Origin of the sequence: Streptomyces diacarni, from assembly GCF_003323715.1 — a bacterium.
In the GTDB taxonomy this organism is placed as follows: domain Bacteria; phylum Actinomycetota; class Actinomycetes; order Streptomycetales; family Streptomycetaceae; genus Streptomyces; species Streptomyces diacarni.
Genome location: NZ_QOIN01000058.1, coordinates 16,547 through 42,108, shown reverse-complemented (window position 1 = coordinate 42,108; position 25,562 = coordinate 16,547). Strand labels below are relative to the sequence as shown.

13 protein-coding genes are annotated in these 25,562 nt (G+C 72.7%); 9 read left to right on the top strand and 4 right to left on the bottom strand.

The annotated features are described in order from the left end of the window. Positions 1-42 precede the first annotated feature (42 nt). The 3 genes from DTL70_RS28350 to htpG all read left to right on the top strand — a co-directional run bounded on the left by DTL70_RS28350 (position 43) and on the right by htpG (position 5,465). Positions 43-1,425: a sugar porter family MFS transporter gene (locus DTL70_RS28350; RefSeq protein WP_114024868.1), complete on the top strand. Its 1,383-nt coding sequence runs from the start codon at positions 43-45 to the stop codon at positions 1,423-1,425. Between the two features lie 262 nt (positions 1,426-1,687). Beyond that, positions 1,688-3,274 (top strand): FG-GAP and VCBS repeat-containing protein, encoded by a 1,587-nt coding sequence (locus DTL70_RS28345; RefSeq protein ID WP_181861120.1) that lies wholly within the window; start codon positions 1,688-1,690, stop codon positions 3,272-3,274. A 175-nt stretch (positions 3,275-3,449) separates the two neighbouring features. Further along, complete coding sequence (gene htpG / locus DTL70_RS28340; protein ID WP_114024866.1) at positions 3,450-5,465, top strand: molecular chaperone HtpG; 2,016 nt, start codon at positions 3,450-3,452, stop codon at positions 5,463-5,465. Positions 5,466-5,554: 89 nt separating this feature from the next. On the opposite strand, the gene DTL70_RS28335 is transcribed toward htpG, so the two are convergent. Continuing rightward, a complete protein-coding gene (locus DTL70_RS28335) occupies positions 5,555-5,926 on the bottom strand; it encodes a hypothetical protein (protein ID WP_114024865.1) in 372 nt (123 codons plus the stop codon). A 280-nt stretch (positions 5,927-6,206) separates the two neighbouring features. On the opposite strand from DTL70_RS28335, the gene DTL70_RS28330 reads away from it, so the two are divergent. The 4 genes from DTL70_RS28330 (at position 6,207) to DTL70_RS28315 (ending at position 19,400) form a co-directional block, all read left to right on the top strand. Then, entirely contained in the window at positions 6,207-17,033 is a 10,827-nt protein-coding gene (locus DTL70_RS28330) for a non-ribosomal peptide synthetase (protein ID WP_114024864.1), read from the top strand. A gap of 74 nt (positions 17,034-17,107) precedes the next feature. Next, on the top strand, positions 17,108-17,311 hold the full coding sequence (locus tag DTL70_RS28325) for an MbtH family protein (RefSeq protein WP_114024863.1): 204 nt from the start codon (positions 17,108-17,110) through the stop codon (positions 17,309-17,311). Positions 17,312-17,424: 113 nt separating this feature from the next. Beyond that, a complete protein-coding gene (locus DTL70_RS28320; protein ID WP_114024890.1) occupies positions 17,425-18,582 on the top strand; it encodes an ATP-binding cassette domain-containing protein in 1,158 nt (385 codons plus the stop codon). Next, positions 18,570-19,400, top strand: coding sequence for an ABC transporter permease (locus tag DTL70_RS28315; protein ID WP_114024862.1), 831 nt, complete (start codon positions 18,570-18,572; stop codon positions 19,398-19,400). Before DTL70_RS28320 ends, DTL70_RS28315 begins: the two co-directional genes overlap by 13 nt. 57 nt (positions 19,401-19,457) lie before the next feature. Here DTL70_RS28315 and DTL70_RS28310 read toward each other — a convergent pair whose 3' ends face one another. Then, a complete protein-coding gene (locus DTL70_RS28310) occupies positions 19,458-20,780 on the bottom strand; it encodes an MFS transporter (protein WP_114024861.1) in 1,323 nt (440 codons plus the stop codon). Next, the gene (locus DTL70_RS28305; protein WP_114024860.1) at positions 20,777-22,474 is read right to left on the bottom strand and encodes an amidohydrolase; all 1,698 of its coding nucleotides are present in this window, start codon (positions 22,472-22,474) and stop codon (positions 20,777-20,779) included. The genes DTL70_RS28310 and DTL70_RS28305 overlap by 4 nt, the downstream gene beginning before the upstream one ends. A 225-nt stretch (positions 22,475-22,699) precedes the next feature. Between DTL70_RS28305 and DTL70_RS28300 the strand changes: the two genes are divergently transcribed. Continuing rightward, the gene (locus tag DTL70_RS28300) at positions 22,700-23,605 is read left to right on the top strand and encodes an Lrp/AsnC family transcriptional regulator (RefSeq protein ID WP_114024859.1); all 906 of its coding nucleotides are present in this window, start codon (positions 22,700-22,702) and stop codon (positions 23,603-23,605) included. Between the two features lie 90 nt (positions 23,606-23,695). Here DTL70_RS28300 and DTL70_RS28295 read toward each other — a convergent pair whose 3' ends face one another. Further along, positions 23,696-24,253 (bottom strand): TetR/AcrR family transcriptional regulator, encoded by a 558-nt coding sequence (locus tag DTL70_RS28295; protein WP_114024858.1) that lies wholly within the window; start codon positions 24,251-24,253, stop codon positions 23,696-23,698. A 310-nt stretch (positions 24,254-24,563) separates the two neighbouring features. Here DTL70_RS28295 and DTL70_RS28290 point away from each other — a divergent pair, with 310 nt between their 5' ends. After that, on the top strand, positions 24,564-25,553 hold the full coding sequence (locus DTL70_RS28290; RefSeq protein ID WP_114024857.1) for an ArsR/SmtB family transcription factor: 990 nt from the start codon (positions 24,564-24,566) through the stop codon (positions 25,551-25,553). Positions 25,554-25,562: the final 9 nt, after the last annotated feature.

The following is a 25,562-nucleotide window of genomic DNA, read 5'->3' as shown; positions in this document are numbered from 1 at the left end:
TTGACGCTAATAAGGCGCAGCCGTCAAGCAAGGGAGCCCGTCATGCCTGCCGCCGTCCCGGCCACGACGCACACCGCACCCGACGCACGCGCCCGGTCCCGCCGCACCTTCCTGCTGTATCTGTGCGGGGCGTTCGGCGGACTGCTGTCCGGATACGACATGGGCATCGTCGCCGGGGCCCAGCTGTTCCTCACCCGCGATCTCGGGCTGAGCTCCTGGATGCAGGGGGCTTTCGTCAGTTCGCTGATGGTCGGCGCCATCGCCGGCTGCTTCGGCGCAGGACCGGCCACCGACCGGCTGGGACGCCGCCCGGTGATGCTGGCGACCGCGGTCCTCTTCGGCGCGGGCGCGCTGGGCATGGCCCTGGCCACCGACCCGTGGACACTCATCGCTTTCCGGGTCGCGACCGGAGTCGGTGTCGGCGCCGCCTCCGCCGTGATCCCCAGCTATCTCTCCGAGTTGGCTCCGACGCGGATCCGCGGCCGGGTGTCCACGCTCAACCAGATGATGATCGCGATAGGCATCTTCGTCTCGTACCTGACCTCGTACGCGCTGTCGGGCGCGGGCGCGTGGCGGTGGATGCTCGGCCTCGCCGTCGTGCCCGCGGTGGTGCTCTTCGCCGGGATGTGGCCCCAGCCGGAGACGCCGCGCTGGCTCGTGACGAAGGGCAGGGCGGACGAGGCCCGGTCCGTGTTGCTGAGGCTGCACGAGCCCGCCGAGGCCGAGGCCGCGCTCCGCGACATCCACGCCGCCGCACACACGGAACGCCACTCGCGCAACCGCGTACGGGAACTGTTCGCGACCCGCCAGGTGCGCCGCGGTCTCGGCATCGCGGTCGCCATGGCCGTCATCCAACAGGTCATCGGCTCCAACACCATCGTGTTCTACGCGCCGACGATCCTCAAGGCGGCCGGGTTCGGGGACTCGGCCGCGCTGCTCAACAGCGTCGGACTCGGAGCCCTGTCGATCTGCACCACCTTCGTCACCGGGCGTCTTGTCGACCGCGTCGGCCGCAAGCCCCTGCTCCTCACCGGGCTCGTTCTGATGGTGATCAGCATGGGCACCCTGTGCGCCGTCTTCTCCCTCGGCCTGCTCGACCAGACCGCCGGCAAGGCGGCCGCCGTCGCCAGCCTCGCGGTGTTCAAGGTAGCCTACTCACTGAGCTGGGCACCGCTGCTGTGGGTGATGCTGCCCGAACTCTTTCCGCTCCGGGTCCGCAGCACGGGTGTCAGTGTCGGCTCCGGCACCAACTGGGCCGCGAACTTCGCCGTCTCACTGGTCTTCCCCACCCTCCTGGTGGCAGGCGCGGGTGCGGCCTTCGCCCTCTTCGGCGGCATCTGCGTCCTGGCTTTCGCGTTCACGGCCGTCTTCATCCGGGAGACCGCAGGCCGCTCCCTCGAGGCCCTGGAGCGGGCGGCGAGCTGACACCGGCCTGGTTCCGGGCCGCTCGGCTTGCTCCGGTTCCGGACCGCTCGGCTTGCTCCGGGAGGGGACAAGGCCCTGGCGGTCTTCTCCTCGCCGCCACGCCGCCCGTGCCGGGTGCCGTCCGCGTCCGCGAAGGCGAAGTGGCGCGCGTGCAACCGCAAGGGGGCCAACAGAAGTCAGAGACGGGAGAAGGAATGGAACATGCGGGGCATCGGACGCTGAGCTGCCCCGTGACAACCGCCAACGCGCTTCTGGAGAACTTGTGACCGAGCGGATCGGCCTCCGTCAGCGTTCCTCCCGTCGGCGGAACGGCCGTATCGCCGTTGCTGCCGCAGCGACCGTGGTCGTCGCCGCCGCCGTGCCGCTGGCCTGGGACGGCGTCACCGGTTCGGCGAGCGATCCGGCCGCAGGGCACCGTCACACCGGCCCCGCGAAGACCGCGCCGCAAGCCGACTTCGACAACGACGGGAACGCCGACCTGGTGGCACTCAGCGACTTCGCGGACCACCTGGCCGTGAACTACGGCTCCGACGACGCGGGCAGGACCGGGCGGCGCCAGTTGATCGGCCAGGAGGCCACCGGCACCCCGTCCAAGAGGGGCGACGGTGTCGGCTTCGGCGAGCATGCCGTGACACGTGACCTGGACGGCGACGGCTACACCGATCTGGTCGCGGACGTCGATACCTACGGCGCTCCCAAGAAGGACGGTGCGCACAGCGGTGCCCTCGTCCTCTGGGGCTCCGACGACGGGCTCGAGGCCGACAGTGGCACCTATCTCGACGATGTGCCCGACAACTTCAGCGTGGACCAGCCCGGCAAGCACACCCTCGTCGGCGGCGACTTCGACGGCGACGGCCACGCCGACCTCGTCGTGCAGGTCGGCGACGGCAAGGGTCTGCTGAAGGGGCCGTTCACCCGCGACGGGCGAGCGGCCTCAACCGCCGAGGTGCCCCGGCAGCCGCTGCCCGAGGGAGCGTCGCTGTCCGACACGGTGGCCGGAGACCTGAACGGCGACGGCATCGACGACCTCGTGAGCACCCACGAGTACGAGGACAACGCCGCGGGCGGCGGAAAGAAGTCCGCCTACCTCGCGGGCAGCGGGGACGGCTTCGAGAAGCCCGACACATCAGCCCTCCCCGGCCTGGCCCCCGGCGCCGCTGTCGGTGACGTCGACAAGGACGGTCACGCCGACCTGGTGGCGCGCAGGCACCCCGAGGGGGCCGCAGCGGACAGTAGCGTCGACGGTCCCGTGGAGGTGTTCTACGGGTCCGCCGAGGGGCCCGAGCCGGATGACGCGCGGCACACCGAGATCGACCAGGACACCGAAGGGGTGCCGGGCAGGAAGGCCGACGAGGAACAGTTCGGAGGCGCACTCGACGCCGGCGACTGGAACGGCGACGGCTACGCCGATGTCGCCGTCGGTACCCCCGACCAGTCCCGTCCCGAGAAGAAGGACGGGCCGTCGGCGGGCGCCGTGACCCTGCTCAAGGGCGGACCGAAGGGCCTGACCGGCCGCGGGGCGCAGCTGGTCGCCCGGCCCACGGCCGGCACGCAGGATGCCGGGGACCGCGAGACCGCGGGCGCGCAGGGCGCCGAGGACGCCCCGGCTCCCGAGGACGGCGACCGGTTCGGGGGCGCCGTACGCCTGCTCGACGCGGACGGCGACGGCAACAGCGACCTGGCAGCCGGCGCCCCCGGGCAGGGCGGCTCAGGGACGGCGTGGGTGCTGCCGAGCACCGGCGGGGAACCGACCGGCCGCGGCGGCTACTTCGTCGTGCCGGAGGACTACGGCTCCATCCCACGGCACGAAGCGCAGGACGGCGACTTCGCGAACGGCTTCGCGCGGTAGCCCCCTGCCGTGTGGACGGCCACGAGCACCTGGCCGAGGCCCGCCTCCGGGCACTTCCGTTCGGGGCTCCCGCAGCACCTCGAAAGGCCCGAGGCGGCGCCCGGCCCGCCCGCTCGCATACAGTTTTGTGAAGTCAATTCCGTCAACGGATGGCCTGAGAAGGAATCAACGGATCATGTCGAGCGAGACCACCGAGACCACCGAGACGTTCGAGTTCCAGGTGGAGGCCCGTCGGCTTCTGCAGATGATGGTGCACTCCATCTACTCGAACAAGGACGTGTTCCTGCGGGAACTCGTCTCCAACTCCTCCGACGCACTGGACAAACTGCGTCTGGAGGCGCTCCGCGACGACTCCCTCGACGCGGACATCTCCGACCTCCACATCGACATCGAGGCCGACAAGGAGACCCGTACGCTCACCGTGCGGGACAACGGCATCGGCATGTCCCGCGACGAGGTCGTGGAGCTCATCGGAACCATCGCGAACTCGGGCACGGCCCAGTTCCTGGAGAAACTCTCCGACGCACAGCAGGCCAAGGACGCCGGCGAGAGCGGTGACTCCCCCGCGGCGGAGGAGCTGATCGGGCAGTTCGGCATCGGCTTCTACTCCGGCTTCATGGTCGCCGACGAGGTGACACTGCTGACCCGTCGTGCGGGCGAGAAGCAGGGCACCCGCTGGAAGTCGGCGGGCGAGGGCAGCTACACGATCGAGACCGTCGAGGACGTCCCGCAGGGCACCGCCGTCACGCTGCACCTCAAGCCGGTGGACACCGAGGACAGGCTCTACGACTACACCTCGCCCTGGAAGATCAGGGAGATCGTCAAGCGGTACTCGGACTTCATCACCTGGCCCATCAGGATGGCCGCCGAGCAGGGGGACGTACCGGCCGCTGAGGGAGCGGACGACGAGAACGGCGAGAGCGGGCCCAGCGGCGAGGAAAAGGCCGGTGAGGCCGCCGCGCCCGAGCCGGAGACGCTGAACTCCCAGAAGGCGCTGTGGGCCCGCCCGCGCAGCGAGGTCTCCGAGGAGGAGTACCACGAGCTGTACAAGCACCTCAGCCACGACTGGAACGACCCGCTGGAGACGATCCGCCTGGCGGCCGAGGGCACCTTCGAGTACCAGGCACTGCTGTTCATCCCCTCGCAGGCGCCGCACGACCTGTTCCAGCAGGGTGCGAAGCGGGGCGTGCATCTGTACGTGAAGCGCGTGTTCATCATGGACGACTGCGAGGCGCTGCTGCCGCCCTACCTGCGGTTCGTCAAGGGCGTCGTCGACGCACAGGACCTCTCGCTCAACGTGTCGCGCGAGATCCTCCAGCAGGATCGCCAGATCCAGCTCATGCACAGGCGTCTGGCGAAGAAGGTGCTCTCCACGGTCAAGGAGATGCGGACCAAGGCACCGGACCGGTACACCACGTTCTGGCGGGAGTTCGGCAGCGTCCTCAAGGAAGGCCTGCTGAGCGACTTCGAGAACCGCGAGACCCTTCTGGAGGTCGCCTCCTTCGCCTCCACTCACGACAAGGACGAGCCGACCACGCTGGCGCAGTACGTGGAGCGGATGAAGGAGGGCCAGGAGCACATCTACTACATCACGGGAGACTCGCGCTCGGCCGTCGAGAACTCGCCGCACATGGAGGCGTTCAGGGCCCAGGGGATCGAGGTGCTGCTGCTGACCGACCCGGTCGACGAGGTGTGGGTCGAGGCCGTCCCCGACTTCGACGGCAAGCAGCTTCGCTCCGTCTCCAAGGGTGAGGTCGATCTCGGCACCGAGGAGGAGAAGCAGGAGCGGGAGAACGAACGCGAGGAGCGGCAGCGGGAGTTCGCCGACCTGCTGTCGTGGATGACCGAACGGCTGAGCGAGGACGTCAAGGAGGTCCGGCTCTCCGCGCGGCTGACCGACTCGCCGGCCTGCGTCGTCTCGGACACGCACGATGTGACGCCCGCACTGGAGCGGATGTACCGGGCGATGGGGCAGGAGGTTCCGCACAGCAAGCGGATTCTGGAGCTCAACCCCCAGCACGCGCTGGTCAAGGGGATCAACCGGGCCTACGGCGAGCGGGCGGACCACACGGAGCTGGGCGAGACCGCCGACCTGCTGCACGGCATGGCGCTGCTGGCCGAGGGCGGTGAGCTGGAGGACCCGTCGGGCTTCGTGAAGGTGCTCGCCGACCGCCTGGAGCGCACCTTGTGAGCAAGCGGGTGGCTGTGTTCTCGCGGACGATGCAGACCGAGCGGGAACAAACGGGAACACAGCCACCCGGCGCGCGGTGGGGTCGCGGTTCAGCCGCCGGCGTCGCAGGTCGCGAGCAGGCACAGGTTGCCGCCCTGCACCTGGCTGATGCCGCCTTCGGCGGGAGCGCCCGCGCCGAGAGAACACTGTGACAGCAGGCAGAGGTTGAATCCCTGGATGCCCCGGTAGCCCTGGCCGCGCGACTGGGTGCGCATCTCGTCCGGTGCCACGGAGCCGGTCGACCGCTCGTTCGTCTGACGGGTGACGTGTGCCTCCTGGGTGGTGTGCGCCTGTGGTGAACTGTGGGCAGGCCCGGAGAGGTGCGAGGCGGCGGTGGCGGCGGGCGTGACGGCCAGTGCGCCGGCCGTCACGGCGACCGTGACGGCTATGCGGCGGGACCAGAAGATGCGGGCGCTGGGCATGGTGCTCCTTGTGCGGTTTCTCGACGGATCTGAGGTACGCCGTGTGGTTCGGAGCCCGCGCGGGCGCGGATGGGCCGCTGTCCGCTATCCCATGGAAAGGGTGGCTTACTTTCGAGTAACTGATATGCCGTCGGCTGTCCGTCTAACGCACGAGTAACTCCGTATGTCATGAGTCACAGGCCAATCCGCGGCCTCCACCGTCCCGAATAGCAAGTGACGGAAGGGTGTGCGTCAGGTCGAAGCCGTGACGCATCTATGTGCGAGACGAGGAGCGGCGCCGATGTCAGACCTGCCAGGAACGCCACGCGCGAAGGGGGCTGACGTCGAGTCGGACGCGGCGGCGGTGCGGTTGCCGCTGACCTCAGCGCAGGAGGCTCTGTGGTTCGCACACCAACTCGACCCGCACAGCTGCGTCTACAACATCGCCGAGTACGTGGACATCCGGGGAGCACTCGACCCCGAGCTGCTCAGGCAGGCCGTCGCGCACGTCACCCGCGAGGTCGACGCCATGCGGGTCACGTTCCCCGTCACGGGAGCGGAGACCGAGGCGACCGGCTGCCAGGTCGTGCACGAGGACGTCCGTATCGCCGTTCCCCTCACGGATCTGACGGACCCCGCTCCCTCCACGGACCCCGCCGCGTGCGCGAGTCGGTCGGCCCCGCCCGCCGCGTCCGACGACGGGCCCGGCTACCGCGCCGCCCTGGCCCGGATGCGCGAGGACCTGGCAGCTCCGGTGGACCCGGCGCGCGGCCCGCTGATCGGCATGGCGCTCTACCGGCTCGCGCCGCGGCGGCACCTGCTCTACCTGCGCGTGCACCACCTCGCGCTGGACGGCTTCGGGGCCGCGCTCCTGCTGGACCGCATCGCGGAGGTCTACAGCACGCTCGCCGACGCGGACGCCGACGGGCCCGACGTACGCCCCCTCCCGCTGGCCGCTCTCCTGGAGGACGGCGCCACCTACCGCGCGTCCGACGGGTACGCCTCCGACGAGGCCTACTGGCGGGACCTGCTCGCCGACGCGCCCGCGCCCGTCCGGCTGCCGGGCCACCCGGAGACAGTCGCACCCGCCGCCGAGGTGCGGTGCCACAGCACCGTGCTGCCCGCCGACCGGTGGGACCGGCTCCGTGGCCTCGCACGGGAGGCGGGGCTCGCCTGGCCCGCGCTGTTCGCCGCCGCGACGGCCATCTACGTGCACCGGCTGAGCGGAGCGCCGGATCTGTTGCTGGGGCTGCCGGTGAGCGGCCGCCGGGGCCGCACGGCTCGACGGACGCCCGGCATGATGTCCCAGGTTCTGCCCCTGCGGGTGCGGGTGGGCCCCGCCGAGGAGACCGGCGAGGTCGTGCGCCGGGTCGCGGAGGGCATGCGGCACGCGCTCCGGCACCAGCGCTACCCGGCCGAGGCCCTGCGCAGTCACCGCGGACTGCGCCCGGGCGAGCCGCTGACCGGGCCCGCGGTGAACGTACTGGCCTTCGACGGAGGCCTCACGTTCGGCTCGGCGTCGGGCAGTGTGCACAACCTGTCCATCGGCCCGGTGGAGGACCTGACGGTCGCCGTGCACGCGCCCTCCTCCGGCGACGAGGCGCGGATCGACGTGCTGGCGAACGCGGCCGTGTACGGGGACGAAGAGACCGCCGCGCATCTCGGACGGCTGCTCGCCCTGCTGGAGGAACTGGCCGCGGACCTCGGCCGGCCCGTCGGCTCACTGACGACGATCGGAGCGGATGAGCGGCGCCAGGCACTGGCGCTCGGCAGGGGCCCCGACGCGCGAGGCACCGGCACTCGCGGTCACGGGGACACCCGTGCCGCGCCGGATGTACGCAGCACCGGCCCCTCCCCCGCCGCCGGGTCGGCCGAAGAGGTCGCCGCCTCGGCACCTGGCGCCGGGCTACGCACCGTCCCGGAGGAGTTGACCGAGCGGGCTGGCGAGCGGCCCGGCGATCTGGCGGTCACCGACGGCTCGCGGCAGCTCGTCTTCGCCGAACTCGACGCCGCCGTCGAGGCGCTGGCGGCCCGGATGTGCGCGGCGGGGGCCGCACGGGGCGAGCGGGTCGCGGTGGCGCTGCCCCGTTCGGTGGACCTGGTGGTCACGGTGCTGGCGGTGCTGCGCTCCGGTGCGGTGTACGTGCCGATCGACCTCTCCTCTCCCGCGGGGCGCGTCGGCCACCTGCTCACCGACGCGGCACCCGCGGTGCTGGTCTGCGAACCGGACGGCCCCGTCGCCGGCCTCGCCCCGGCCGGAACCAGGGTGCTGAGCACGCGGGACACGGCAGCTGCCGCGCCCCCCGCACGGACTGACACGCCGGACGCGGACAGCGCGATGCCCGCCCCGAGCGATCCGGCCTACCTCATCTACACCTCCGGCTCGACGGGGCGGCCCAAGGGTGTGCTGGTCGAGCACCGTTCGCTGAGCAACCTGCTGGACCACCACCGCCGCGAGTCACACGCCCATGCCGCTCGCGCGGTGGGGAGGCGGCTGCGCGTCGCGCTGACCGCGGCCACCTCCTTCGACGCCTCGTGGGACCCGGTGCTGTGGATGCTCGCGGGCCACGAACTGCACGTCGTCGACGACATGACGCGCCGCGACCCCGAAGAGCTGGTGGGCTTCTTGCGTGAGCGCCGCATCGACGTCATCGAGACCACCCCCAGCTTCCTGTGGCAGCTCCTGGCCGCCGGGCTCCTGCCGGACGACGCAGCCGGCGGGGGCGGTGAGCGGGACGGGGCGGAGGTCTACCGTCCGGTCGTCGTCGCGCTCGGCGGTGAACCCGTCAACGAGGAGCTGTGGCAGCGGCTCTCGGCCGCGCCCGGTGTCCTGGTCTACAACTTCTACGGCCCCACGGAGACCACCGTGGACGCGGTCACCACCCAGGTGCACGGCGACCTCGCGGTGATCGGACGGCCCGCGGCCGGTATCCGCGCCTACGTCCTGGACAGCGCCATGCACCTGCTGCCGCGCGGCGCGGTGGGAGAGCTGTACCTGGCAGGCGAGGGCGTCGCCCTCGGTTACGCCGGGCGGACGGGGCTGACCGCCGCCCGTTTCCTGGCCGATCCGTTCGTGGGGCACGGGGCACGCATGTACCGGACGGGGGACCTGGTCCGGTGGCGCGAGGACGGGTCGCTGGAGTTCTTCGGACGCAGCGACGCGCAGATCAAGATTCGCGGTATGCGGGTGGAGACCGGTGAGATCGAGTCGGCCCTCGTCGCGCTGCCCGGCGTCGCCTCCGCGGCCGTCGTGCTGCGGCGTACCGAGGGCGACGGGGAGGTGCTGGCCGCCTATCTCGTGCCGGTGCGTGAGGGCGAGGGCATACCCGGCGACGGCGACCCGCTCGCGCTGCGCGAGTCGCTGGCCGAGACGCTCCCCGCCCACATGGTCCCGACCGCGTACACGACCGTCGAGCGGCTGCCGCTGACGCCGAACGGAAAGCTCGACCCCTCCGCGCTCCCGGCCCCCCGCCACCTCGTCTCCCGCTCCCGTGCGGCGCCGCGTACGGACGACGAGCGTCTGGTCTGCTCGCTCATGGCTCAGCTGCTCGGTGTGGGCGAGACGGGGCGGGACGACGACTTCTTCGCGCTGGGCGGCCACTCGCTGCTCGCGCCCCGGCTGCTGTCCCACATCCGCGACGCCACGGGGGTGCGGCTGCCGGTGCGGGCGCTGTTCGAGGCGCCGACGCCGGCCGGGCTCGCCGCCGTGCTGGCCGCCGCACGGGACACCTCGCCTCCCGGCCGCACCCCGACCGCACGCGTCAGGCCCGACCGACTGCCGCTCTCCCCCGCGCAGCACCGCCTCTGGCTGCTGGAACGCATGGGCGAAGGCGGGGCGCGCTACCACATCCCTCTAGCGGTGCGGCTGACCGGCCGCCTCGACGTACCGGCTCTCCAGTCCGCCTACACGGACCTGCTCGCCCGCCACGAAAGCCTGCGCACGCTCTACCCCGAGGCACCGGGGACGGCGGAGGCGCCCGAGTCCGATGAGGTCCCCGGCGCGCCCGCCTGCGAGCCGGGCCCCTACCAGCTGATCCTGCCGGTCGAGGAGTGCGGCACCTTGCGGGTGACGGACCCCGCCCGGCACGCCGCGAGCCCGCCCGTGGATTTCCGGCTGGACGAACAGCCTCCGGTGGACGCCGAGTTGGTCACCGCCCATCCGGACAGCGGCGTCGGATCGGACTTCGCGTCCCAGACAGGCACCGCGGACGGCGAGGCCCCGACCCACCTCCTGCTGCTGACGCTGCACCACATCGTGGCCGACGGCTGGTCCATGGGCCCCCTGCTGCGCGACCTGTCACGGGCGTACGCGGCCCGCTGCCGGGGGCGGGCGCCCGCGTGGGAGCCGCTGCCCGTCCAGTACGCCGACTACGCGCTGCGCCGACGTGCCGAACTCGGCGTCAAGGACGACCCGGACTCCCTCACCGCGCGCCAGCTCGGCTACTGGCGGGACACGCTGGCGTCACTGCCCCAGGAGGTGACCCTCCCACTCGACCGGCCGCGCCCGGCTCGGAGCAAGGGGCCGGCCGGCAGCGTCCCCCTGCGCCTCGACCAGGACACCCACCAGCGGGTCGCTGCCCTCGCGCAGCAGACCGGCACCAGCACGTTCATGGTCCTGCACGCCGCCGTGGCCGGGCTGCTGACCCGGCTCGGCGCGGGAGAGGACGTCGTCCTGGGCACACCGGTCGCGGGCCGCGCCGACGAGGACCTCGCCGAGGTGGTCGGCTTCTTCGTCGACACGCTCGTCCTGCGCACCGACACCGGGGGCGACCCCGCCTTCCGTGAGCTGCTGCGCCGGGTGCGCGCCCGGGACCTGGCGGCCTACGCGCACCAGGACGTGCCGTTCGAACAGCTCGTGGAGGAGTTGAAGCCGCCGCGCTCGCTCTCCCGGCACCCGCTGTTCCAGGTGATGCTGGCGCTCAACAACACCCCGCAGCCCCGCCTGGACCTTCCGGGCCTGCGCGCCGTCCGCGAGGACGGAGAGCGGCGGCGGAGCGCCAAGTTCGACCTCACCTGGGACCTGACGGAGGAACACGGCCTGCACGGTGCCCCCGCCGGGCTGACCGGCGAGATCGAATTCAGCCGCGACCTGTTCGACCAGGCCAGCGTCGAGCGTTTCGCCCGGCACTTCACCCGTCTCCTGGCGGCGGCGCTGCGCGATCCCGACCTGCCGCTCAGCGCGCTGGAGATGCTCAGCGACGAGGAACGCGACGCCGCACTCGACCGGCCGGCGCCCGCCGGGCCGATGTCCGGGGAACACGCGCCGCCGCAGAGCGTCTGCGACATCCTCACGACGCAGGCCATCGTCACCCCGGCGCGCAGCGCCGTCGTCGACGCCGAGTCCTCGGTGACCTTCGGCGATGTGGTGCTCCGCGCCGACGCGGTGGCCGCCCGGCTGGCCGCCGCGGGGGTGGGCCGCGGCGACCGGGTCGCCGTGGCGCTGCCGCGCACGGCCCGGCAGGTGGCCGCGCTCTTCGGCGTGCTGCGTGCGGGCGGCGTCTACGTGCCGCTCGACCCGCTCCACCCGGCCGAGCGCAATGCGCGGATCCTCGGCACGGCCCGCCCCGCCGTGCTGCTCACCGAGCGGTCGTGCGCCGCGGATCTGCCCGCTTCCCCCATCCCCGCCCTCTTCCTCGACGAGACGCCCGAGATCGACGGCGGCGCGCCGCTGCCTCCCCTGGAGGGTCCGCGCGAATCGGACCCGGCGTACGTCCTGCACACCTCCGGTTCGACGGGGCGGCCCAAGGGTGTCGTCGTCGAACACCGGGCGCTCGTCAACCTGCTGCGGCACCACGCCAACCACCTGATATCGCCCGCCGAGCGGGCCAACAACGACCGGCCGCTGCGGGTGGCGCTCACCGCTGCCGCGACGTTCGACGCCTCCTGGGACCCGCTGCTGTGGATGGTGGCCGGACACGAACTGCACTTGGTCGACGACGCCACGCGGCGGGACCCCGAAGCGCTCGTGGCCTTCTTGCACCGCCACCGCGTCGACGTCATCGAGACCACCCCCAGCTTCCTCGAACAGCTGCGCGCAGGCGGGCTGTTCGCCCCCGGCCGCCCCTGGCCCCGCGTCGTGGCGCTGGGCGGCGAGGCCGTCAACGAGACGCTGTGGAACGAGCTGGCCGCCCTCGACGGAGTACGCGTCTGGAACCTGTACGGGCCGACCGAGACCACCGTGGACAGCGTCATGACGCCGGTCACCGCAGGACCAGGGCCGCACATCGGCACCGCGATCACCGGGATGAGCGCGCGGGTGCTGGACGCGGCGCTGCGGCCCGCGGCACCCGGTGTGACCGGTGAGCTGTATCTCGCAGGCGCCGGGCTGGCCCGCGGCTACGACGACGCCACCGGCTCCACCGCGCGCCGCTTCCTCGCCGACCCCTACGGCCCCGCGGGCACCCGCATGTACCGCACCGGAGACCTGGTACGCCGGCAGGCCGACGGCACGTTGCGGTTCGTCGGCCGCTCCGACGGACAGGTCAAGGTCCGCGGCTTCCGCGTGGAGACCGGCGAGGTCGAGGCCGCTCTCGCCGCCCATCCGGACGTCGACCACGCGGCCGTGACCGTGCGCGAGACCGGCACAGGCGCCGGTGGCCGGCTGCTGGCCTGGGTCGTGGCGCACCACGGCCGGCCCCCGTCCGAGGCCGGACTGCGCGACTTCGCCGCCGCGCGGCTGCCCGCCTACATGGTCCCGGCAGCCGTCGCGCTCGTCCCGCACATCCCGCTGACCACGCACGGCAAGGCCGACTTCGCCTCGCTGCCCGACCCGCGGCCCGGCGCGGCAGCGGGCGGCGCGGCGCCCCGCACCCCGCAGGAGGAACTCCTGTGCGCGCTCTTCGCCGAATCCCTGGGCGCCCAGGCGGTGGGCCGCGACGACGACTTCTTCGCGCTGGGCGGCCACTCGCTGCTGGCCACTCACCTGGTCAACCGCATCCGCACCGCCTTCGGCCGCGAGCTGCCGGTCCGCGCGCTGTTCGAGGCGCCCACTCCGCGGGAGCTGGCCCCGCGCCTGGAGACCGGCGGAACGGGGCGTCCCGCGCTGCGCGCCGTCTCCGGCCGCCTGGCCCGTGTGACTCTCTCCTTCGCCCAGCGGCGGCTGTGGTTCCTCAACCGGATGCGGCCGAAGGACGCCTCGTACAACATCCCCCTGGCCGTACGCCTCCGGGGCCGCCTCGACACCGGTGCTCTGCAGGCGGCGCTGTGCGATGTCGTCTCCCGCCACGAGACGCTGCGCACGGTCTTCGCCGAGCCACCGCGGGAGGCCGGCCAACCGCGTCAGCAGGTGCTCGCGCCCGGCGACGCCCGACCGCGGCTGACCGCGCTCCGCTGCCGTCCCGAGCAGGCACCCGGCCTGCTGCGGGCCGCCGCGGAACGCGGCTTCGACCTGGAACGTGAGCTGCCGCTCCGCGCTCACCTGCTGGAGCTTTCGTCCCAGGAGCACGTCCTGCTCCTCACGCTCCACCACATCGCCGCCGACGGCTGGTCCATGGGCCCGCTCGCGCAAGACCTGGCGGCCGCCTACGCGGCACGCTGCGCGGGACGCGCGCCGGACTGGGCACCGCTGCCCGTGCAGTACGGCGACTACGCGGTGTGGCAGGAGAGCCTGCTCGGCGACCCGCACGACCCGGACAGCGTGCACGCCCGCCAGCTCGCCCACTGGCGAAGCGCCCTCGCCGGTGCCCCCGCCGAACTGCCACTGCCGACCGACCGGCCGCGCCCCGAGGTCTCCTCCGGGCGCGGAGGCACCGTGCCGGTCCCGCTGGCCGAAGGGGACCTGGCCCGGCTGGCGGAGCTGGCCAAGGCGGAGGGGGCCAGCACCTTCATGGCGCTGCACGCCGTGCTGGCCGCTGTGCTGGACCGGCTGGGCGCCGGCGAGGACATCGTGGTCGGCACCCCGGTGGCGGGGCGCACCGACGAGGCGCTCAATGCGCTGGTGGGCTTCTTCGTCAACACCCTGGTGCTGCGGGTGGGCACCGGCGGCGATCCGAGCCTGCGCGCGCTCATCGCCCGCACCAGGCAGGCCGACCTGTCCGCCTACGCGCACCAGGACCTGCCGTTCGAGTCGCTGGTGGAGAGCCTCGCGCCGCCGCGTTCGCTCTCTAGGCACCCGCTCTTCCAGGTGATGCTCTCCCTCAACAACGCGGGCCGCCCCGAGCTCGACCTGCCCGGCCTGCACGCGGCCGTGGAGGGCGTGGAGGTCGGCGGCGCCAAGTTCGACCTGTCCTTCAGCTTCTCCGAGCAGGACGCGGCGGGCGGCCTCAGCGGCCTGCTCGAGTACAACCGCGACGTGTTCGCGGCCGGCACGGCCCAGCGGATCGCCGACTGGTTCGGCGCGCTGCTGCGGCAGGCGGTGGACCGTCCCGACGCGCCGCTTTCGGCACACGACCCGATGGACGCGGCGGAGCGCGAAACGCTGCTGGCCCTGGGCGACGGCGGCAGCGGCGTGGATCCCCACGCGACGGTCGTGGACGCCTTCCGCGCGGCGGCCGACTCGGCGCGCAGCAGCGACCTCGCCGTGCGGTCGGCGGAAGCCTCACTCTCGTTCGCCGAGTTGCGCGACAGCGCGGACCGGCTGGCGCGCCTGCTGCGCGCTCATGGCGTCACCTGCGGCGCGACGGTCGCGGTGCTGCTGCCGCGCTCTGCCGGTTCCCTCGTCGCGCTGCTCGGCGTGCTCACCGCCGGCGGCGTGTACGCGCCGGTCGACGAGACGCTGCCGCGCGAGCGGATCGCCGCGGTCGTCAAGGACGCGCGGCCCGCCGTCGTGCTGGTCACCGAGGAGACCGAGGACCGGCTGCCGGCAGGGGACCTGCGGACTCTCCGACTCGACGATCCGCAGACCGCCGCCGCGCTCGCCGCGCTCCCCTGCGGCCCGCCCCCGGGCGCCCGTCCGGCGGCGCACGATGCCGCGTACGTCATCCACACCTCGGGTTCGACGGGCCGGCCCAAGGGCGTCGTCGTCGAACACGGCTCGCTGGCCCGGCTGCTGGAGCACCACACCAGCCACTTGTTCGCGCCCGCGCGGGAGGCCGCCGGGGGGCGCCGGATGCGGGTCGCGCTGACCGCCTCGCTCTCCTTCGACGCCTCCTGGGACCCGGTCTTGTGGATGCTCGGCGGGAACGAACTGGTCGTCGTCGACCACGACACCCGACGCGACCCCGAGGCGCTGGTCCGCCTGGTGCGCGAGCGCCACATCGACCTGCTGGAGACCACGCCCACGCACGCCGCGGCGCTGCTGGACGCCGGGCTGTGCGCCCCGGCGAAGCCCGCAGGGCGAGGCCGTCCGCCGCTGCTGCTCGCCCTCGGCGGCGAGCCGGTGCCCACCTCGCTGTGGCGGCGGATCCGGGAGGTGCCCGGCCTGCGCGCGTGGAACCTGTACGGGCCGACCGAGGCCACCGTCGACACACTGGTCGCCTCGCTCGACGCGTCCCCGCACCCGGTGCTCGGCGCGCCGGTCACCGGCACCCGCGCCCACGTGCTGGACCGCTTCCTGCGCCCGTCCCCGCTCGGCGCGGTGGGCGAGTTGTACCTCGCAGGCGACGGCGTCGCGCGCGGCTACCTCGGGCGCCCCGGTGCCACCGCGGTGCGCTTCCTGCCCGACCCGTTCGGGCCGCCCGGCAGCCGCATGTACCGCACGGGTGACCTCGTGCGCCGCACCGCCGACGGCCGGCTGGACTTCCACGGCCGTACCGACGGACAGGTGAAGGTGCGCGGGTTCCGTGTCGAGCTCGGGGAGATCGCAGCGGTGCTGGAGGAGCACCCGGACGTCGCCCGGGCCGCCGTCACCCTGCGTGCTGCGGGCGATGGTGTGCTGGGCGGCGCGGAGCACCTTGTCGCCTACCTCGTACCCGCAGCGGAACAGCTGTCCGCCGCCGGCCCGGCGCAGGCGGTCACGGCAGCCGACGGACCGGACCGCGCGGAGCTGCGCGCCGCGGTGGCGCGGGCGCTGCCCGACTACATGGTCCCGTCCGCTTTCGTCGCGCTGCCCCGGCTGCCGCTGACCACCAGCGGCAAGCTGGACCACGCCGCGCTGCCGGCGCCCGGCGCCGAGCACCTCGTCCGACGCGCCGGGCGGGCGGCCCGCAACCCGCGCGAGGACGTGCTGTGCGCGCTCTTCGGCGAAGTGCTGGGCGTCGAACGTCCCTGGGCCGACGACGACTTCTTCGCGCTGGGCGGGCATTCGCTGCTCGCCGCCCGGCTCATCGCCCGCGTCAAACAGGCGACCGGCGCGGACCTCGGGATCCGCACCCTCTTCGAGGCGCCCACCCCGGCCGCTCTCGCGGCGGCCCTCGACACCTGCGATGACGCCGACGGCACGCCGGCGCACGCGGGCGGGGAACTGGCCACGCTGCTCCCGCTGCGGGCACGCGGCGACCTGCCGCCGCTGTTCTGCGTCCATCCGGCCGGCGGACTCGCCTGGTCCTACGCGGGGCTGCTCCAGCACCTGGACGACAGCCGTCCGCTGTACGGGCTGCAGACCCCGAACCTGGCCGGTGACCAGCCGTTCCCGAGCAGCATCGAGGACATGGCGGCGTGCTACGTGCGCGAGGTGCGTGCGGTCCAGCCGCACGGCCCCTACCACCTGCTGGGCTGGTCGTTCGGCGGCAACGTCGTGCAGGAGGTCGCGGTACAGCTCCAGGAGGCGGGCGAGGATGTCGCACTGCTCGCGGTGCTCGACGCCTACCCCTCGCCGCCCGCCGACGGTCTGGAGGAGGCCGACCACGACACCGTCTTCCGCGCCCTGCTGACCAACCTCGGTCTCGACCTGAGCGCCTGGGATGAGACCGAAGCACTCGACGCCCGCGACGTGCGGGACTCGCTGCGCGACGCCGGGAGCCCGCTGGGCGGTCTGGAGCCGGAGACGATCCAGGCCATGGTCGGCAATTTCGCGGCGCAGGCCCGGCTGATGCGGCCCTACACGCCGCGCGTCTTCCACGGCGAGGTCCTCTTCTTCCGCGCCACCGAGGAGGACCCGGCGGGCGGCCTCACGCCCGGGATGTGGGCCCCGTACGTCGACGGGCCGGTGCGGCTTTTCGACGTGCCGTGCGCGCACGCCCAGATGATGCGGCCCGACTCCAGGGCGCTGATCGGCAACGTCCTCGCCGAGGAACTGCGCCAAGAGCCCTGACCTTCTGCCCCCGTCCCGGCACGTGCACCATCGCCGTGCCACCAACCACCCATTTCCCCAAGGAGAGCACCGACGTGACCAACCCCTTCGACAACCCCGACATCCAGCACCGCGTCCTGGTCAACGACGAGGGACAGCACTCGCTGTGGCCTTCGTTCGCGGAGATCCCGGCCGGCTGGCGCGCCGTCCACGGCCCGGCCGGCCAGGAGGACTGCGTCCAGTACGTCGACGCGCACTGGACCGACCTGACGCCGCTGAGCGCGCTGGCCTCACGGTGAGTCCCGCACAGCCGCGCACGCGCCCGGCGGCGCACCTCGGCCCCGCCAGGGCGCCGCTGCCCGAGCCCGCGCCGCGGCCGCCCCGCGCCGGACCGCACCCGCTGGTCCCGCCCGTGGCGGCCGCGTCGGGCGGCGGCGAGGCGATCAGCGCCGAGGGGCTGACCCGCAGGTTCGGCGACAAGGTCGCGCTGGCCGGTGTCGACCTCCGGGTACCCGCGGGAAGCGTGCTGGGGCTGCTCGGCCCCAACGGCGCGGGCAAGACCACCACGGTGCGGATCCTGACCACGCTGCTGCGCCCGGACGGCGGCCGCGCGCGGGTCGCCGGGTACGACGTGGTCGGCGAGCCGTCCGCGGTGCGGGCGCGCATCGGCCTGTCAGGCCAGTACGCGGCCGTCGACGAGCGGCTCACCGCGCGGGAGAACCTCTATCTCGTCGCCCGGCTGTACGGCATGGGCCGCCGGACGGCCCGCGCGCACACGGCCGGCCTGCTGGAGCGCTTCGCCCTCGGCGAGGCCGCCGACCGGCCCAGCGGCGGCTTCTCCGGCGGCATGCGCCGTCGCCTGGACCTGGCAGGCGCGCTCGCCGCACGCCCCGAGGTGGTCTTCCTCGACGAGCCCACCACAGGCCTGGACCCACGCGGGCGCAACGACACCTGGGAGGCCGTGCAGGAACTGGTCGCCCAGGGCACGACCGTGCTGCTGACGACCCAGTACCTGGAGGAGGCCGACGCCCTGGCCGACACCATCTCCGTCATCGACCATGGCAGGGTCATCGCCCGTGGCACCGCGCCCGAGCTGAAGGCGGCCGTGGGTGGCGAGCGCATCACCCTCACGGTGACCGACCCGGCCGCCCGCGGGCGCGCCTGCGAGGCTCTTGCCGCGCTCGGACCGCACCGCCCCGCACTCGACCCGCGCACCGGGAGCGTGACCGTGGCGACCGAACACGGGACCGACGCGCTGCGCACGGCGCTGGAGAGCCTGGCGGCCGAGCGGGTCGACGTCCGCGATGTCGCCCTCGCCCCGCCCACCCTGGACGACGTGTTCCTCACCCTCACCGGCGGCGCCTCGGGTGCTTCGCCCGGGGCGGGGAGCACCCCGGGCGCCGCGGCACCCGCTGCCCCGGCGCCCGGAGCCGGGCCGTCCGCAGCCGGGCCGTCCGCAGCCCGACCATCCGGTTCCGGGCCGTCGGAAGGCGGCAGGCGCAGGGTGTTCTCACGCCGGCGCGGGACCGAACGAGCACGGAAGGGAGGCGCACACGCATGGCGGCCCTGAGCCCCGCTGCAGCGCCCGCGGCGGGTCCGGCCAGAACCGTCCGCGACGGCATGATCATCGCCTGGCGCAACCTGCTCAATCTGCGGCGTACCCCTGGTTCCGTCATCGCCGCGCTGATCCAGCCGCTGATGTTCGTCCTGCTGCTCGCCTACGTCTTCGGCGGCAGCCTGGGCGGCGACGGCTACCGCTCCTTCCTGATGGGCGGCATCTTCGCCCAGGCCGTCACCTTCAACGCCTCGTTCACCGCCATCGGGCTCGCCAGTGACATGGACAAGGGCATGGTCGACCGCTTCCGTGCCCTGCCGATGCCGCGCGGCTCGGTCATCCTCGGCCGCACGCTCTCCGACCTGGCCATGAGCGCCGTGACCCTCACGGTGACCTCGCTGTGCGGGCTGCTGGTGGGGTGGCGCGTCGAGGGCACCGCGCTCGACGCGGTACGGGGCTATCTCCTGGTGCTCGTCTTCGCCTTCGCCATGTCGTGGGTCGGTGCGACGGTCGGCCTGGTGGCCCGCAGCGTGGAGGTCGCCCAGAGCGCGGGCCTGGTCTGGCTGTTCCCGATCACCTTCGTCTCGTCGGCGTTCGTCTCGGTCACCTCGATGCCGGGACCGCTGCGCGTGGTGGCCGAGTGGAACCCTGTCTCGGCGACGGCGACGGCCGCCCGGTCCCTCTTCGGCAACGACGCTCCCGCGGCGGTCGCCCCGCCGCAGAGCTGGCCGGTCGAACACGCCACGGGGTACGCCCTGTTGTGCGCGTTGGGGGTGATCGCGGTGTTCATGCCGATCGCCGTGGGCCGCTACCGCCGCATCGCCCGCGGCTGAGGGCCGACGGCTGGATCATGGCGTGGAGGGCCCACGGCTGGAGGGAGCCCGCCTCTCTCAGGACGCCGTGGAGGCGGGTGCCGTCGGCGTACCGCTGTCCGCGGGGGTGGCGTCGTCGGTGTGCTGCGGTGCCTTGAGCAGGCACGCGATGCTCAGCGCGCACATGGCGACGAGCAGCACGATGACCGGGACGATGCTGTCGGTCGCCTGGAACATCAGCGTCGAGACCACGGGTGACAGGCCGCCGAACAGCGCCCCCGCCACCTGGTAGGTCACCGAGATGCTGGTGTAACGCGCCTGGGGGCGGAACATCTGGGCCAGCACGGCGGCCACGGGGCCGTACGTCGCCGCCATGAACAGCCGCATCGCCGCGAAGACCAGGAAGATCAGCACGGTCGAGCCGGAGGAGACCACCAGGAACTGCGGCGTGGCCAGCACGGCCACCGCGGCCAGGCCCCAGATGACGACGCGGACGCGCCCGAGCTTGTCGCCCAGCCACGCGACGCCCAGCGTGGCGACGAGTTCGACGACGGCCGCGACGCTGAGCGCGTTGAGCACCACCGTCTCCGAGAGCCCCACGCTGGGGTCGGTGGCGTACGCGGTGATGAACGTGGTCACCAGGTAGTAGCCGCCCACCGCGATCGGCAGCGTGCCGATGCCCAGCAGGATGGGTTTCCAGTTCGTCTTCAGCGCGTACGTCAGGGGCAGGCCCTCGTCCGGTTCGGGCTCGGCCTCGAAGACCGGCGACTCCTCGACCTTGAGCCGGATGAGGACGCCGATGACGATGAGCACCGCGGACAGCAGGAACGGCACGCGCCACGCCCACTCCTTGAGCGCGTCGCCGCCGAACGTGGACAGCAGGCTGAACAGGCCGGTGGACAGGAGGGCCCCGGCGGGGTTGCCGAGCTGGGCGAAGCCGCCGTAGAAGGTCTTCTTCTCCTCCGGCGCGTGCTCGACGGCCATCAGCACGGCACCGCCCCATTCGCCGCCGACCGCGATGCCCTGCACGAAGCGGAGCAGGACGAGCAGGATCGGGGCGAGCACGCCGACGCCGGAGTACGTGGGCAGCAGGCCGACCAGGAACGTCGCGGCGCCCATCATGGTCAGGGTGATCACGAGCGCGCTGCGCCGGCCGAACCGGTCGCCGATGTGGCCGAAGACGACGCCGCCGAGCGGCCGCGCGAAGAATCCGACCGCGTACGTGGCGAAGGCGGCGGCGATGCCGGTGAGCCGGTCGGTCCCCTCGGGGAAGAAGACGCTGCCGAAGACGAGGGACGCGGCGGTGGCGTAGACGTAGAAGTCGTACCACTCGATGGTGGTTCCGACGAACGCGGCGATACCCGCCTTGCGCGCCTTGCGGGATTGAGCGTGGTGCGTCACGACTGCCCCTCGGTCGACGTGGCTGTGGTGGAGTGCTGGAGCGCGCCGTCGACCCACGTCTGGAGGACGTCGATCGCGGCGATGGACGCGGGGTCGACGGTGAGCGGGTCGGCACCCAAGACGGTGAAGTCGGCCAGCTTGCCCGGGGTGATGCTGCCGATCTCGTGCTCGCGGCCCAGGGTGCGCGCCCCGCCGAGCGTGTGCGCGGCGAGCGCGTCGGCGGCGGGGATCCGCAGGGAGGCCTCGCCCAGCCGGTGCCCGCGCCGGGTGACGCGGGTGACGGCCGCCTGCACCGCCTCCAGCGGCTTCGGTTCGGCGACCGGCGCGTCGGAGCTGAGCGTGACAGGCACCCCGGCCTCCAGGAACTCCCCGAGCGGGTTGAACCGCTCCCCGGGGGTGCCGATGGCCTCGGTGACGCCTTCGCCCCAGTTGTAGTAGTGCTGGGTCTGGTTGACCGGGTGGACGCCCAACCGGCGCATGCGCGCGATCTGTGCGGGCGTCGGCAGCCCGCAGTGCTCGATCCGGTGCCGGGTGTCGGGGCGGGAGTGGCGCTCCTGCGCTGCCTCGACGGCGTCGAGCACCATCTCTATCGCGTCCGGCGACTGGGCGTGGGTGGCCGTCTGCAGCCCCACCGCGTGCGCCCTGGCGATGAGCTCGCGGTAGGCCTCCGGCTCGTGGTAGAGCTGCCCGGTGCGGCAGGGGTCACCGACATAGCCGTCGGGGAAGTAGGCCGTCCAGCCGCCGAGGGTGCCGTCCGCGTAGAACTTGATCCCCGCGAAGGAGAGCCGGGCGTTGCCGAACGCACCGTGCATGCCGGCCTCGATCACCTGGTCCAGCAGGTGGCTGAGCAGATACATGCCGACGCGGGTGCGCAGCTCGCCGGCGTCGGCCAGCCGCAGGTAGGTGTCGAACTCGCGGCGGGTCACCTGGCAGTCGCCGATGGTCGTCACGCCGCCGGCGAGGAACCGCTCTTGCGCGGCGCGCAGTTGCCGCAGGTGCTCAGCGGGCTCGTCCCCGAGGTGGAAGTTCGGACCGTGACGGCCGATCTTGACGCCGCCGACGCCGGTGAGGATGTTGCAGGCGGCGTCGGAGACCTCGCCGGTCAGCTCCCCCTCGGCGTCGCGGAAGAACGTGCCGCCCTCCGGATCCGGGGTGTCCCGGGTGACACCGTGCCGCGCCAGGGTGGTGCTGTTGACGACGCCGCCGTGGCCGCTGGCGTTCATCAGGTACACGTCGCGGTCCGTGCTGACCTGGTCGAGCTCCGCCCTGGTGGGGTGCCGGCGCTCGGTGAGGTTGCGGTGCTCGTAGCCGTAGCCGCGCACCGGCCGTCCGGGCGGCAGGGTGTCGGCCGCCGCGCGCAGCAGGGCGACGATGGCGGGGATGTCGGCCGCCTTGTCGGGCCCGCAGTCGACCCAGCTCATCATCTGGCCGTACATCAGGGGGTGGGCGTGCGGGTCGACGAAGCCCGGCACCACGACGGCGCCGCCGAGGTCCACCTCCTCGGCCGTGCGGCCGAGCCGTGCCGCCGCGGCCCGGCATGCGCGAACAGTGCCGACGGCGCCGAACCGGTTACCGTGCACGAGGAACGCCTCGGCGTCGTCGGTGTCCGGGTCGACGGTACGCAGGGTGGCGCCGGTGAACAGGGTGGTGGTCGCGTCCAGGACTGACGTCTCCTGGTGGCGCAGTGCGCGCATGTGATTCCTCGTGCCGGGTGTCGGGGGCGTGTGCGATGGTCGGCACCGTAGGACCGTCCATCCTCCTCAGCAATGCCATGTGCGCTGCTCCGCGCATGCGTCGCCGCGTTTTTGTCACTCTCGAACACTGATCTGCTGCTGATCAGCTCCCCGTACCCGCGTCAACCGTAGACTTGTTCCCGCACGAGCACGGAATCACTTCGTAAAGATTGGGTCTCGGCACTCATGAGTGAGGATCTGGACGCACGCCTCATCGCCGCGCTCCAGCAGGACGGCAGGGCGAGCTACAGCGAGCTGGCCACCCGGGTGGGTGCGCCGAGGACGGCCGTCTCGGCGCGGGTACAGGCGCTGCTCGACTCGGGTGCCGTGGGGATCGCAGCCGTGGCGCATCCCCAGCTCCTCGGGCTCACCTCGCTCGCCCACGTCTCCGTCGCCGTCTCGGGGCCCGCCGACGACGTGGTCGGCGCGCTGTGCGCGACGGACGCGTCGGTCTTCGTCTCCGCGGTCAGCGGCGCCTACGACCTCGTCGCGGAGCTGCGCGTCCCCAGCGACCGCGAACTGTACGACGCGCTCGCCCATCTCCGCGCCCAGCCCCGGGTGCGGGCGGTCAACACGCTCTTGTACACCGACGTCGTCACGTCGGTCTTCATGCCGCAGGGACCGATCCGCGGCGACGTGCACGTCAACGACACCGATCTGCGCCTCATCGAACTGCTGGAGCACGACGGCCGCATGTCGTTCGTCGAACTGGCCCGCCGCGTCGGCATGTCACCGAGCGCCGTCCGCGCCCGGGTCAGCCGGCTCGTCGACAACCGAGCCCTGCACGTCGCCGCCGTGGTGCGGCGCGGCACAGGCAGCGGCAGGCCGGCTCTGGGCGCGGGGCTGAACCTCGGCGGGGACGACGAGCGCGTCACCGCGTTCCTCGCCGCGCTGCCCGGAGTGGAGTTCGTCGCCCGCACCGTCGGCCGCTACGACCTGGTGCTCACCCTCGGCTCCGACTCGACCACGCGCCTGCACCACGTCACGGAGCAGATCAAGGCACTCGACGAGGTCCGCGGGCTGACCACGTGGGCGCACCTGGAGGTGTTCAAGGAGCACTACTCCCGGGGCATCGCGCGGACAACGACGTAAATCGACGTAAGGGGACACGGAGTGCGCGGGCGCGTCTTTCCGCTGCTCTCCGGCCCGCTGCTGCGCACCGCCCGCGGAAGCCGGGCGCTGTCAGCGCGCTGCTGCGAGCACGGCTTGCGCTGCCTGACGGGCGTGCCGTGCGGCCTCCGTGTTCCCTGTGAAGGTCGCGATGGCCATGGCCCCGTCGAACAGCACAGCCAGTTGTTTCCCGACCTCGTCGGGGTCCACGACGTCCGTCTGTTTCGCCAAATCCGTGAACAGCTCCAGCAGCTGCTGCTTGTGATGCTGAACCACCTCCACCACCTCGGGCGCCGCGCCCCCCACCTCGCCGAAAGCACCCGCGAAGACGCACCCGTGGAAGCCCGGCCGACGGAACCAGTCGTCGAGGAAGTCGAAGATCGCGAGCACGTTGTCGCCCGGATCGGCGTACCGGCCCGCGTAGGCGTGGAGAGCCCCACGGGCGGTGCGATCCCGCTGCTTCAGACAGGCTGTCAGCAGCTCGTCCTTGGAGCGGAACATGCGGTAGAGCTGCCGCAGTGGCACGCCGGAGACCTCCCGGACACGCTCCATCGTCACCGCACGGACTCCATGTTCGAAGAACAACTCATCGGCAACGTCGACCACGTATGAGAAGCTGTCTTCTCGCATGGCTTGTTTTCTCCTCCCGGAAAAAGGTCGGTCCCCTCTAACCTAAGTGAGAATCGCGATTCTCGCAGGGGGGAATCACATGGCCGCGCCGACCACTCCACGAGACGCCTCGTGGCAACTTCCGCACTGAAACACCGGGTTGCTCACCACCGCGCCGCACCCGGGCCCGCTCCGACCCGACCTGGGCCCCCGTGCGAAGCCGGTGTCGCGCGCTGCCTGCTCCGGCGCACGCGGAGCGCCGGAATCCGCCGCACGCCGGCGGACACACGCGCCACAAGCCGGGGGGCTGTGGCGGATACGAGGGGGAGATGTGCTGCGCATACACGTGGACGAGACAGCCCTGACCCGAGTGACCATCGGGTCCGATCCCTTGTGGGAGACCGTCTTGGCCGGGCACCAACTGACACCTCGCGGCCCGAAGACGTTCACCGCCTGGCGGCAGCGTGCGGGCCGGCTGGCGAGTCGTGCGGACGCCCTGTCATCCGCCCTACAGCTGCTGCACGCGCTCGCACCGCCCCGGACGGGCTACTTCCCCGACTTCCTGACACCACAAGAGGGGCAACGCGGCCTGGAGGCCGGGCTCGAGGCGCTGTGCGCCACACCGCGAGCGCGGCTGCGCCCAGAGCTGGTCAAGGCCTTCGACGGGCGCAGGGCACCGATGTGGGTACGGGAACTCGCCGAAGGCCGCAGCGGCCGTGTCCGGCAGGTGGCACAGGCGGTGCACACAGTGCACCGCACACTGGTCGCCCCCGACTGGGCAGGTACCGACAAGCTGGTGGAGGCCGACCGCGCGGTACGCTCGCGGGCTCTTCGGGACGGCGGCGTCCACGGGCTGCTGTCTTCGCTGCGGCCGCACCTGCGCTGGCAGGCACCGGTACTGGAGATGGACTATCCGGAGTCCCGCGATCTCCATCTGAACGGGCGAGGACTGTGCCTCATCCCCTCCCGGTTCTGCTGGGGCAAGCCCGTCGCGCTGGAAGATCCGTCACTGCCGCAGGTCGTGGTCTACCCCGTGGACCACTCCCCCTTGTTCGCCACGGAGGACCCCCGCGCTCTCGGGGCACTGGTAGGCCGTACGCGAGCCCGGGTCCTGGCCGCCGTCGAGACGGCCTCGACGTGCAGCGACCTCTCCCGCCGCCTCGGTATCGCCCCGTCGTCGGTGAGTGAACACGTCTCCGTGCTCCGCGCGGCGGGGCTCGTGGTCAGCGTGCGCCACGACAACCGCGTCATCCACACCCTCACACCCCTCGGCCGCGGCCTCGGACGAGGCGAGCTGCTCCAGCCCGCGGTGGAGCGATGACGCGGTGCA